Annotated in this window: 9 protein-coding genes and 1 pseudogene; 2 read left to right on the forward strand and 8 right to left on the reverse strand. The window is 43.1% G+C overall.

The genetic code is table 11. From position 1 onward, the window contains the following. Positions 1-70: 70 nt before the first annotated feature. The 3 genes from ACYVIY_RS19300 to ACYVIY_RS19310 all read right to left on the reverse strand — a co-directional run bounded on the left by ACYVIY_RS19300 (position 71) and on the right by ACYVIY_RS19310 (position 4,257). Positions 71-1,018: a hypothetical protein gene (locus ACYVIY_RS19300; protein WP_460978029.1), complete on the reverse strand. Its 948-nt coding sequence runs from the start codon at positions 1,016-1,018 to the stop codon at positions 71-73. Beyond that, positions 1,018-2,472, reverse strand: a complete 1,455-nt coding sequence (locus ACYVIY_RS19305; protein ID WP_460978030.1) for an MBOAT family O-acyltransferase — start codon at positions 2,470-2,472, stop codon at positions 1,018-1,020. Before ACYVIY_RS19305 ends, ACYVIY_RS19300 begins: the two co-directional genes overlap by 1 nt. Before the next feature lie 825 nt (positions 2,473-3,297). Next, positions 3,298-4,257: a glycosyltransferase gene (locus ACYVIY_RS19310; protein ID WP_460978031.1), complete on the reverse strand. Its 960-nt coding sequence runs from the start codon at positions 4,255-4,257 to the stop codon at positions 3,298-3,300. Positions 4,258-4,805: 548 nt separating this feature from the next. Here ACYVIY_RS19310 and ACYVIY_RS19315 point away from each other — a divergent pair. Both ACYVIY_RS19315 and ACYVIY_RS19320 read left to right on the forward strand, forming a co-directional pair. Next, a pseudogene (locus ACYVIY_RS19315) lies at positions 4,806-5,045 on the forward strand (glycosyl hydrolase family 28-related protein); the annotation flags it as partial. A 177-nt stretch (positions 5,046-5,222) separates the two neighbouring features. Next, positions 5,223-6,431, forward strand: coding sequence for a glycosyl hydrolase family 28-related protein (locus ACYVIY_RS19320; protein ID WP_460978055.1), 1,209 nt, complete (start codon positions 5,223-5,225; stop codon positions 6,429-6,431). A gap of 43 nt (positions 6,432-6,474) precedes the next feature. On the opposite strand, the gene ACYVIY_RS19325 is transcribed toward ACYVIY_RS19320, so the two are convergent. From ACYVIY_RS19325 to ACYVIY_RS19345, 5 genes are all read right to left on the reverse strand, one after another. Continuing rightward, complete coding sequence (locus ACYVIY_RS19325) at positions 6,475-7,176, reverse strand: outer membrane beta-barrel protein (RefSeq protein ID WP_460978032.1); 702 nt, start codon at positions 7,174-7,176, stop codon at positions 6,475-6,477. A gap of 210 nt (positions 7,177-7,386) precedes the next feature. Further along, the gene (locus tag ACYVIY_RS19330; RefSeq protein ID WP_460978033.1) at positions 7,387-8,625 is read right to left on the reverse strand and encodes a PQQ-dependent sugar dehydrogenase; all 1,239 of its coding nucleotides are present in this window, start codon (positions 8,623-8,625) and stop codon (positions 7,387-7,389) included. Positions 8,626-8,894: 269 nt separating this feature from the next. Beyond that, positions 8,895-9,812: an alpha/beta hydrolase gene (locus ACYVIY_RS19335; RefSeq protein WP_460978034.1), complete on the reverse strand. Its 918-nt coding sequence runs from the start codon at positions 9,810-9,812 to the stop codon at positions 8,895-8,897. Between the two features lie 62 nt (positions 9,813-9,874). Next, positions 9,875-11,128 carry a serine hydrolase domain-containing protein gene (locus ACYVIY_RS19340; RefSeq protein ID WP_460978035.1) on the reverse strand — a complete coding sequence of 418 codons (1,254 nt, stop codon included), beginning with the start codon at positions 11,126-11,128 and terminating at the stop codon, positions 9,875-9,877. A 119-nt stretch (positions 11,129-11,247) separates the two neighbouring features. Beyond that, positions 11,248-12,768 (reverse strand): capsule assembly Wzi family protein, encoded by a 1,521-nt coding sequence (locus tag ACYVIY_RS19345; RefSeq protein WP_460978036.1) that lies wholly within the window; start codon positions 12,766-12,768, stop codon positions 11,248-11,250. Positions 12,769-12,790 lie beyond the last annotated feature (22 nt).

The following is a 12,790-nucleotide window of genomic DNA, read 5'->3' on the forward strand; positions in this document are numbered from 1 at the left end:
AGAATAAGCAACTTCAATAGGCTAGCGACTTTACAGACTAATTCACGGGTCGATAACTAAAGCGATAGAATTAATTTTTCTTCGGAAAGGTGATCTTAGGTTGAGCCTGTTGTAATAAATCGAAGACAATCTTTGTACGCTTTTGCACACCAGCGCTATCTAAATGATAAACTGTATCAAAAAAGTATTTATCGTCGAATACGAAAGTTTCTATATCACCGAGTATTGAGCATTTTAAATAAGCTTGATATTGATGAGCTAATTTTCTGAGCGCAATCTCATTAAGGTTATATGCTGACTTTTGATACGCAGGAAAAATAAAATAAACTTTAGCTCCTTTTCGTTGACAGTGCTCAATAAACATGTTAATCTTTTCAATACCCTTAGAGTAATTTGTATCGGAAAATACAACACCTCCACTTACAAATGCTGGTTTAGGCTTACCAAAATGACTAATTAAATCCCCTTGACTAGTGAAAGCTTCGCGGTAATAAATGGGATCTTTTTGTCTGTTTATAAGCTTATAATAAGAGCTACTTATAGACCGCTGAAGATTGAAGATAATCAATTGCGCCTTATCTATCCATGAAAGGGCCAACAACGACTGCGCATTTTGATTGATATCTATTATTTGTGCTAAAAGTTTCTTGTCTGGCTTGTCCAGAAAATGCTCGATCGACAGGATGACAATATCTTTTGGGCGAATTTTTGATTTAACTTCATTTAGTGGAAAATCCAAACCTAACCCTCCATGTAAACCCATATTGATCACAGAATAACCCGTTTCTTCACTTAAATATTTACTATTTAACCCAAGAGCTAAGTTTGATCCACCAACAAATATAATTCTAGGATAATTAATACTATCTAGTAATTTCTCTTTATCTAAAGAAGCAGCTAGATAGCTCGATTCATTCCGAGAAAATGATGATAAAAGGCTTGTGACTACATAAATTGATAAAGCGCAAAAGATTACTATTAAAAATATTTTTTGCGATAAATTTATTAATTGTCTCATCAGAATTGGAAATAAATAAACTGCTCTTGGATATCAAAAACACCAAACATTAAAATCAACAGAATAAGAGACGAGTATACGCATACTCGCGTTATTACGTTTTGTCGACTAACGTAGCTTTGTATGTAATTTGCACCTTGTAAATACTCTATGGCGAACAAAATAAATAGCATTAAAAAGTTAATTATATAGTCATACGTTGTCGATCCTAGTAAACCTGGTTTTAATTGCTTGACACTACTTACCAAATTTGAGAATAAGTGTGAGGTTATATATAAAGCATCTTGAACGTTTTTGGCACGAAAAAAAATCCATGCAAAACATATTAATGAGAATGTACTAATTAATTCTATCGTGGAGATAAACAGTGATCTTTCATTTACTCTTATTAAACTGTAAGCTTTTCTCCTATAATTTTTAGTTATGCTCTCTATTATTAGATATATACCATTTAAACTCCCCCATATTATGTAAGTCCAGTTTGCACCATGCCATAATCCGCTGATGAAAAAGGTTACAAATAAATTGAAGTACCAGCGCGAACGGGTCACTCTGTTTCCACCTAAAGGTATATATAGATAATCGCGAAACCAGGTAGATAATGATATATGCCATCTCTTCCAAAACTCCGAGATTGATTTGGAGAAGTAGGGTCTATCGAAATTTTTCATCAACCTGAATCCTATTGTTCGAGCAGTTCCGAGTGCAATATCTGAATACCCAGAAAAATCACAATATATCTGAAACGCGAATAAAATAGTGGCAAATATCAAAGGAAATCCTTCAAATTGAGTAGGATTTCCATAAACATTATTAACAATTATAGAGAGTCGGTCTGCAACTACTACTTTCTTGAATAATCCCCAAGCAATCAACTTTAATCCTTCTGAAATATTTACAGCTTTAAAATAATGTTTCTCATAAAACTGATGCAATACATTCTGAGGTCTTTCTATTGGACCCGCTACTAACTGCGGGTAGAACATTACGTAAAGCGCATAAATACCAAAATGCTTTTCTGCTTTTTGATTACCTCGATATACTTCAATCGTATAACTCATTGCTTGAAAAGTGTGAAAAGACAAGCCAATTGGTAGTAGTATTGTAAGGAACGGAAAAGGTGTATGTTGGCCAACATTTGCCAATAGGCTATCCAAATTATAATTCAAAAAATTAAAATATTTGAATACAGCTAATACTAGAATATTAGCAAACAAGCTGGAAATTAGGAAAATCTTTTTAGTTTTACCTTCTGAGCGTTCTATATATAAACCAGAGAAATAATCAATTACAATAGTAAAGCCTAATATAACTATATATATTGGCACAAAAGCCATATAAAAATAACAGCTTCCTGTCAGCAGTAATATCCATCTATACTTATGCGGTATAAGATAGTATGCACTAGTAATAATAATAAAAAATAGAGCAAACTGTAAAGAATTAAAAAGCATTTCTAATATGGTTTTGCGAAACAGTCAAAAATAGCAAATTTATTGATATGTAATTGACCTTGAAAAAGACGGATTTCTTTTCCTGAAGGACTATAACCCATTTTTGCTTTAGTATCTTGTGGAGATTTTTAGAAAATTAAGAAGGATAGAGAGTCCTGGCATATTTGTATTGATCAAACTACAAAGACATGAACAGACAATGAAAACCACTGTGCAACTCTCGGTAGGTTGCAATCGCTCCGGTGAACCGGTTCGCCCTTCTTCGACCTCAAACGTAAGTGCAAACACGATTTACGCTAAGTAATGGAATAATTTTATAGCCGCTACGAACGGGTGCCCATTCTGGACGGGATCGCATAGGAGTGCTCAAGTGACAGGTCGTTTATTGCAATTATGAGCACAGAAACAGAATGGCAACCTCGAACGAATTAATTTAGGTTCCTTGAATCAATTGGATCGTAAACGAGTCGGCGAAAAAGCGTAATATTTCATTTTTGCTATTGATTAACAGATGGTTAGATTAAGCCTTTGATCTGTTAGGCCCAGGACAGATACCTATAAAAGAGTTAAGTGCTGTAAACGATAATTTACCCTCGACATATAAGGCCGTTTTTTGGTATCGGGTTTTCATTCAGCTAATTAAGCAGATAGCCCTGCTGCAGTCCCTTTGATCGAGATTATGCTTTAGCGATGGGTGAACGCCTAGAAAAAAGATACGGATATTAACTCTATAATGACGTTTCGCTAAAGTGCCTAAGCAATCGTTACGAAAACTTCCGCTGAATGGGCTATCAGTAGCTTAGCTAAACTGTAAGTGATTTCATGCTACTCATTCCGGAGAACCAATTTTGTGGAACGCTTATGTAAACTATATTTCTCCACTACAAATTCTCTGATGCGAGAAATGAATCTTGACTCGTCAAAACTTTCAGCATGTCGTCGTATGAAATTTGAATCAAACTGGTGTTCTATATCTTCAAATTTCTGAACAGCGTCAATTATACTCTTCTTAGTTTGTTGGTTGAAGTAGATAGCCGTTGCTGCAGCGGGGTTATCTTTAACAGGAATTTGAGTCGACAATACTCCTCCTACGCCATAAGCAATTACGGGTCGGCCCGACGCGTTTGCCTCTAAAGGTGTAATCCCGTAATCTTCATGTTGCGGAAAGAGAAACGCTTTACAATTTGCGTATAACTCGGCGAGTTCTTCGGCCGACAGGCCATTATAAAACGTAACGTTCGGTCCCGCCATGGCTTTTATTTCGTCTGCCTGTAACCCTTTACCGACTACAATCAGCGGATACTTTAACTCATTGAAGACTTCGATAACTAGGTCTACCTTCTTGTATGTTTCCAAACGGGATACAATCAGATAATAGTCTTTCTTTTTAGGAGATATATAAAAGTTATTAGCCTTAACCGGAGGATTAATTAACTGAATTGGATTTTTGATTTGGTATGAATTCCGCAGCCTATCAGCTGTTTCTTCAGTCATTGCTACGTAATAGTCAGGGCGCTGAGCCGCTTTGAAATCAACACCTCTTAAAATATTTAATACCTTGTCGAAAATGGCCCGTTTCAACCCTTTTGACTGAGCGTACTGCGCGTAGGACATGGGGTCCCAAGCTAACCGAAACGGAGTGAAGCTATAGCTGATTACTAACGCTTTATCAGAAACTTTTACATATTTAGCGCAGTGCGTACCTGACATCAACACAACATCGAAGTCTGTGACGTCCTGCGTTTTCATAGCCATTACGCCTAGTGGGAAGAAAAGCCGTTTCATGGTATTATCCGTCTTAGCTATATACTGTAGCCATGAGGGACGAACGTCGCAGCTTTGGAAGTCAGGGAAAGTAAGGTGGGGCTGATAACACAATGTGTAAATCGGAGCGTCTGGAAAAGCGAGGTGAAAGCATCTGGCTACCTGTTCTCCACCCGCCTGACACATTAAACCATCCTGAACTAAAGCTATTTTCATTATCTACCCTATAATATCCGCAAAAGTAATAAATCTATCTTGTGATGATTACTTTCCGGGCGGGCCCTTATGATAACTTGTCAGACTGAGCCTTAGCATATCGCTACTGGTTATTACTTTCAAGTGAAGTTTCCATAAACATAGCCAACCTATTTTTTAATATTAAGTACCTATATTTCAATAAGTTAACATTAATCTAGTATAGATAAGTGAGTAAATAGATTTGTGTGCTAGGTATGTTTTTTTACCTGCTTAATTTCCTGAGTAACGTATGGGGGGTTATTCATAACATATAATTTGCCTTTTACGTTAAAGAACTTTACAATATCTAAAAATGGCCTACACTACCACTTATGCCAGTAAATGTTAAAGATCCTCAGTTTGGAGCTCGTGGTGATGGATCCGTTGATGACTCTGCTGCAATCCAAAGAGCAATAGATTTTGCAAGTACGCTAAGCGCTAATCCGTCTGCCAGATACTTAGCTACTGTCTACTTTCCAGCAGGTTATTATTTAATTTCTAATTCTATAAATCTAACCGGGAAAAACGGAATATGGTTAGTGGGAGATGGAGGTTCTTACTTCAATTCTATTATAATAGGAAATACAGGAAGTCGACCCATATTTGATTTTAGCGGATCATCCCATTCTGGCTGCGAAAATTTCACCTTTATACCGTCAAACAGCCCTACTCCTTCCACTCTCGGTGTACAGTTTGCCTTGACTAATGCAGGTGGGTTAAATTGTGGGATTCGAAAGTGCTATATACAAATGCCTGATTCGCCTTCGGCTAACAACGGCTTTGGGTCAGTAGGCTTGCTTAACATTCGCAGTGAAGAATTCTTTATTCATGAATGCCGATTAATTGCCAACACCCCGCTTATTCTTAGCAACAATCCTAGTCTTAGTGCAACAGGAATTAATTACACGGCTGTCAGCCCTTTTCAAACGCTCACGCCCGGCGCAGGTTCTATGGGTGTGGTCAGCATAAATGGTACGTCATTACAGGGGTTGGAAAGGCGACAACCCGCCATGGTGCTGATTGGCACAAACAGCGTAAACTTTCAAGGCTATCTAGGACGTATTGTGGCCAATACGGGCAATAACGAAACCGCTATTCAGTGCATTAGCTTTACAACAAATTTGAAAGTACACGCAACTGTAGAGTCGTACTCCAGGCTGCTCCAGGCACGCGACACGGGTTTTGGTAGCAGTGAAATCGACATTGTAACGGCCAACGCAACGGCACCCAATACGGAGCTGATCGATGTGACGGGTTCTATAGTCGCTGGCCTTAAAGCGCGCGTTTCGTTACCGCTGCCCACCGAACGCTCAAACCGTTACGTTCTCTACCATGCACCTATTGGAGGAGGTAACCAACCAGCGGGCGGTACTATATCGAACAGCGAAATCACCTGCTTTGATATTACCAGTAATCAGTTCATCACGACAGGAAATATGCTCAAACGGGCAACTAATGTCGTTTTTAATACGTCTAAACCTTTCGAGAAGCGCGGTGGACGTATCCATCAGCTATTTAACAACAATACGTCAGCAGGAACAAACAACGCTGTAGCTACAGTTACAGCCCTGCAATTTTTACAAGCGAACCAGCAAGCCATTAATAACACAAATGGTGGTTATTACCGAGTCTGGCTGGATGGCGTCGTTAGGGCTGGTAGCTATTATTCGGGGGCTGCGGCTACTTTGTCTTTTCAGGCCCAGGTTCTGGTAAACCAGCGTTTGAACGGTGCATTCGATGCGCCTTCAATCACAATTATTACGCTGGACAAGAACGTAACGAATCCATCGTATTTAGATATTAGTGGAGTCGTTGTTGCCATTACGTTTGCCAATGGAGTAGGTACTGTTACTGTTACCCCACGCGTGCTAGGCACTGCTAACAACGAACCCGTGATCTACGATGGTCAAGCGGAGTTACAGAGTGACTTTTTAGTTAATGACCCTATACCCTTATAAATACTGTGAATATTGCTTAGATGGGTTGATACGTTGCATTCATTCAGAAACCAAAGCCAACGGTTAATTGCCACAGATTTGTTTTTGCCGAGAAGCGCTCGTCATTAGCGGGCGTTTTAAGGCCTGCTGCCACGAAGTCCGATAGGTTCCCTTCGTAACGTAAGTCGAGCTGCAAACCGACTAACGATACACCTGCACCGGCCTGGTAGCCAAAGATAGCCTGCTTTACTGTCTTACTGATTGGCTGTGAAGTGTACTGGCGAAAGGCGTCATTGAGGCTATTCGTTTCTGAAATGGTGAGCGAAGCCATCGGCCCTGCATTTAGACGTAGCGGTCCTACCCGAAAACCAACTAATACCGGCATATCGAACATAGTAATCCGAACATCGATCTGTTGGGTCAGTATGCCCTGACGTACTAAATCAAATTTACCTCCTTTAACCGATAGCAATAATTCAGGCTGAATAAATACCCGCTTCCCAACTCGTAGATAAGCCCCACCGACTATACCCATCGAACGCGAGTCATTTTGCTGAAAGAAATCATACACCACCTGACCGCCCGACAAGACTGGCATGCCATCGGCCATGAGTCTAGGGGTACGAAACTCGAGTGTATTGAGCTGAGAAAAGTTAGCGCCAACTTTCAGTCCAAACGATACGCTTTGCCCGCGGCAGGACGTTATGGTCAAAACGAAGCCGACGAATACGGCGAGAAAAGAAACAGCTACTATACGAACTAGCATGGATAAGGGGTCCAGTTAGGAACTTTCAACGGTTTGAAGCCCGAAATACCTGATTTGCCCCTGTAGGTTCAATGGTGTGTCGCGTGAAGTGTACAATATAACGGTTGAGCTGTCAGAAGTCCGTGAAGCGGTGGAGGCTCTACGTAGCTTTGACAAAAGAAAGGGTAAGCGAAGGTTTGATTCGCTTACCCCTATTCTATATCGAGTCACCTACTTCTTATAGCTGACTCGATAAATGACGCCATTGTTATCGTCGCTGAACAACACGGAGCCATCTGGGAGAATAGCGATTCCCACCGGCCTGCCGAACTGCGCCTGATTGTTGTCAACTAAGAATCCAGTCACAAAGTCCTCTGACCGCACCGGCTTACCACCTTCGAAATGCACGCGAATTACTTTATATCCCGACGGTTGCGTACGGTTCCAGGAACCCCGCATGGTAACGAATATGTCGTTCCGGTACTCCGCGGGGAAACTGCTTGCAGCCGCCGTATTACCCGTGTAAAAGATCATCCCAAGCGGAGCGGCATGTGCTTCGTACAAAAGGGAAGGCAGGGTTGTCTTTGATAGATATTGGGCATATGTACTGTCGCCCATTGGCCGCGGATGCGGGTTGTACTTCCCATCGGCGTATATATAAGGCCAACCATAAAAAGCCCCCTCTTTAATCAGGTTGAGTTCTTCCTGCTGCTGTTCGTCGCCTAACCAGTCGATGCCGTGGTCGAAGCCGTAGAGTTCTTTTGTCTCCGGATGCCAGCCAAAGCCAATCGTGTTCCGTAAACCACTCGCATAAATTTTTCGGCCTGTACCGTCCGGATTCGCTCGTAGAATCGTAGCGTTTTCAGCGTTTGGTTCGGCGCAGGCATTACAGGTACTTCCTACTGTAATATACATCAGTCCGTCAGGTCCAAAAGCAATTGTACGGTTAGGGTGCTGACCAGCGTCAGGCAGATTATTAATCAACTGCTGGGGCGTTCCTAAAGTACCATCCGCATTTATAGCAGCGGTATACACTTCTTTGACCGCTACGAGATACATTTTGCCCCCGTGAATTGTAAGGCCATGAACTCCTTTAATGGTAGCAACGACCTGCTTCTGGTCAGCCTGACCATCGTTGTTTGTATCGCGCAGCAACGTAACAGTGCCCGCTTCGCGGCTTGTTACGTAAACGTTTCCAGACTCGCTCACGGTTAACATCCTTGGCTTTCCGAGCTGATCGGAAAACTTAGAAATGGTAAATCCCGCTGGTACTTTAAGCTGGGCGATGCGTTCGTTGGTAGCCGGTACCAGAGCTGGCTCAAACACATTGCCTTGTACCTGTGCTGTTGTCGGCTGATTGTTTGTCTCCGGAATCTGAGCATTAAATACCTCGTCCTCTTTATCGCAGGCGAGTAAGGTTCCTGCCAGGACTATGCCCAAAAGATGGGCTTTTCCAGATAAAGGTTTCATAAGCTGTCTAGTTATAATTAACGTTGAACAAATAAGTAGCTACTACCAATCCAGTAAACGCAAGCCTCCTCTCGTAGTAGCAGCTCTATACATCAACCAGAAACGTATAGGCTGGTTACTTATCTTTTGGTTATACTATTCAGTGGGCTGAAAAAGAAAGACCCGCTGTGAACACAGCGGGTCAGGCAAAAAGTCAGGCGTAAACAGTAGATAAGCCAATCCAGTTTTGGCCAGAAATTTCTGATGCAACGTACACGCTTAGTTGAGTGCTACTTAATGGCGCCTATCGAAGCTAGCCAGGCCTTGCAACTCTCCGGCCAGTTAGCAAGTGAACCGTGCTTTGCGGTACGTAGCCCATACCCATGTCCGCCCTTTGAGTACAAATGCATCTCCGCCGGTACGCCGTTTTTCAAACATGCCAGATAGTACAGAATGCTGTTTTCTACCGGCACTGTTTTATCATCTTCCGAATGAACCAGAAATGTAGGCGGAGTCTGACTACTGACCTGAAGTTCGTTAGAGTAGTAAGCAACCAGTTCGGGTGATGTGTTCTTACCCAGTAGTTTGTCACGCGAACCCGTGTGTGCTTTGTCGCCGAACGTAACAACCGGATACATTAGAATTGAGAAGTTTGGTTTTGCCTGTTCACTAGCCTGCGGTCCCCGGTGATAATGCGTAGAAAGCGTAGCAGCTAAGTGCCCGCCCGCCGAAAATCCAATAACCCCAATTTTATCGGCTTGTATACCATACCGATTGGCATTCTGCCTGATCAGCTTTATGCCCTGCATGGCATCCATTAGTGGCACCTCCTGCTGATTGGTCATGATTTTCTCATTAGGCAAACGGTATTTCAGAACAAAAGCGGCTATACCCAGGGTATTGAACCAGCGAGCGATGTCTTCGCCTTCGTGGCCCGACGCCAGAATTGAGTATCCTCCTCCAGGGCAAACCATGATTGCCGCGCCAGTTGCCTTGTCTTTTGAAGGCAGGTAAGCCGTAATTGTGGGCACTGATACGTTACTGATCCGCTGAATTCCGTCATTTCCGGCTTCTGACTTCTCCGGAATTTGTACACCCGGGATAGCATTCGGAACAGCTCCATCGGTCCAGAGATTTATTACTTCCTGTGATAGGGCAACTTGAGTAAGCACAGTAGAGAAAAGAAAAATAAGGAGCGAAAAGCGCATAGATGGCTTAAAGACAGAAGTTGGGTTAAAACATAAAAAGCCGACCTTGTGGTCGGCTCTACTCATATTTCTACTTCAGTATCCTCATCCGTTGACTGGGCTTTGGCTCCCTCATTCAAAATATCGACAAGTTCTTTGACTCGATACACAGTTTTATTGTAGCGGTTGCCCAGCATAATGATGACATATTCATCTTTCGGGCTAAACCAGAACATTGTATTGTATCCTTTCCACCAGCCTGAGTGATAAATGTATTCTGGCTGATTGTTTACCTGGTTTAGCATCATCCGGAAGCCATACCCGTAATTCTTCGCTCCCTTACGTTCGAAGCTCCTGGGAACGAACGCTTCGGCGAGCGTCTGGCGCTTCAACAGGCAGTCGCTGTTGAGTGCGCGGTACCACCGGAATAGATCACCCGTCGTCGAGTAAATTCCTTTGTCGCCAACGACATCATCGTAATAATCTTTAGGGATTCGTCGATTCCATTGATACCCTGCTGTTCGATGCAGATTAATCGAATCGTTCTTAGTGGTAGCCACGAAAGTCTGGTGCATACCCAGCGGCTCAAAAATGTGTTTTCGAATGAATGTTTCGAAACTCTGCCCAGTCGCTTTTTCAATGATGGACGCCAGGACCATGTAATTGGTATTGCTGTAACTAAAGCCACGACCAGGTACATTGTACCGCTTTGGCGTTGGTTTAACCGTAGCAAACCAGTGCATGATGACCGCGTTGGTTGGGTATGGCTTTTCTTTCTTATAGAAGTTCACCTTCATGCTATCATCAAACGCGTATGCATAATTGGGCAAGCCACTACGGTGACACAGTAACTCACGTATCGTAATATCGTGATATGGGAAATCGGGATAAAACTTCTGGATTGTATCTTCTAGGCTAAGTTTACCGGCTTCGATCAATTTCAGCGTCGCAACTGCCGTAAACGTTTTAGAGAGGGAAGCTAGCTGGAATTTAGAATTTTCGACCAGCGAGTCTCGCTGTCCCCGTTCGAAGTGTTCTAAGCCGAAACAGTTCTTGTATAAGACAATCCCCTTCTGAGCAACCAGCACATTGCCGTTAAAGCCCTGACGGACTTTCTGATGAATAATTTCTTCGATTTGCCGGGTTTTCTCGTCCGCGTTTATTTGCCTACGGATTACCTGTTCTTCGTTAGCAGTAAGCAACTGCCCATCGGCACAAGTACGTAGCGCACGTGTGGAGCGGTTCAACTCTTTCTGCGAGTTTTGCCCGCATGATACGCCTACGCTAACTAAAACTAAAAAACTAAACCAATGCCAAAGACTATTCATCCGCACCATCCGCACTCGCTATTTCACACTTATTATACCGACCAACTTCACAAAAATAGTAATTCCCCCTTAGCGGCCATTTTTTCCACGGATTAAATCGAGGAAAAGCTAAAAACTACAGATTGCTTTTACCGAAAACGCGTTGGTGAGCGAAGAGCACTGGAAGAACCAGACCTTGTGCCCAACAATCCGGTCTTTCGGATGCCTATGTAGCCACCGATACTGTTAGGCAGCAATCCCCCTGCATCTACGGCAAAGGACCCATTCAGCATAGTTCCACCCAAAACGTTTAACGGTACGGAAGCCGTTAACAAGCCCGAAAATTGAGTCGGTACCGTTACATACGGCGTAGCATATGTGCCAGCATTAAGACTGTATGATAGCTTGGTTAGTAATTCAATTTTGTTGAATAATAGCCCGCTGGCACCAATATGGAACACGCTGACCCGATTATTTACGATACCGGTTCGAAATGGCAGTGAAGTACGAGCCTCCGATGGCGCAGTTATAAACGGGGTTCCAATCGTACGGCCGTAATAAGTCCATCCGTCAATAAACTGACTGTGGTTAAAGTAATCATCGCGACCGCGTCGTTTCGGGTCATCGATTACAAATATGTCACCGCCCTGGCTACCTGTGAACAGGTATTCAATTAATAGTTGCCGCAGAGAGAAACCTCCCCCTGTTGGTTGCTTCAGGTTCTTAATGCGCAGGCCGTTAAGTCCATCAACCAAGTTTGTGGCATTAAACAGCGACCCGTCATCGTAAAGAAATTGCCGGTAAGCATATAGGCTCCAGTTCGGTAAATCTACGCTGGCAGCTACGTCAACCGAACCCAAATGGTTACCGATCCGGTTATCCTCAAACGACGTTACGTTCCGATCATTTGGATCGAATAGCCCTCGGGTGCCCAAGACAACCGCAGGAAAATAACGAATGCTGGAAGGTAGATTGCCGTTTACTGCTACGATCGGACTCAAATATTCTGAATAGCCAGCCCAGATTACTTCATGGTTGAACCCGGCATACAAATGGACAGGCCACGAAGGTTTTCCCAGCCGCCCATACAAGTAAGCTTGATGCAGGTAAGAACCCGTTACCAAGCGGTCAGTGTTTTCAAACCAGCCATGAGCGACTGCACCCATGACAGAAACGACTCCTTTTGTAAACGGAATATCGGTATAAGTAGGTAAGCCAATTTGCACTTTCGGTATCGGTAGGGCATTACCAGACCAGGCGTAGGCCCCAGTCGTCAGCAGGGTATCGACTAAACCGACTATTTCACGTCGACGGCCAACGTACAGCTCCAAAGCGCCTAGCCGACCTTTTACATATCCTTCGGTTAAAAGAGCCTGTGTCGTTGTACCGGCGTTAATAACGCCATCAAATCCGTATCCCCAATCAACTAGGCGCTTGCGACTCGTGCTGTCAACCCCTCGATAATCTGAATGTAAGCGTGCGTTTAGCCGAACAAACGGACCACGTAGTGGAACGGTACCATACTGATTCGCCCGTAGCCAAAATGGGGTTTGATCCGTAGCCGCTAACCCTCCTACTTCCAGCCGATATTCAGTTACGCGTTGAGAATAAGATACCAGAGTAGTTAAAAAGGCAATAACGCATAGTGAAAATCGACAATTGACTAGCATAGAAAGAGCAGGGAGAAATGCC

The sequence above is a fragment of the Spirosoma knui genome (assembly GCF_054780635.1).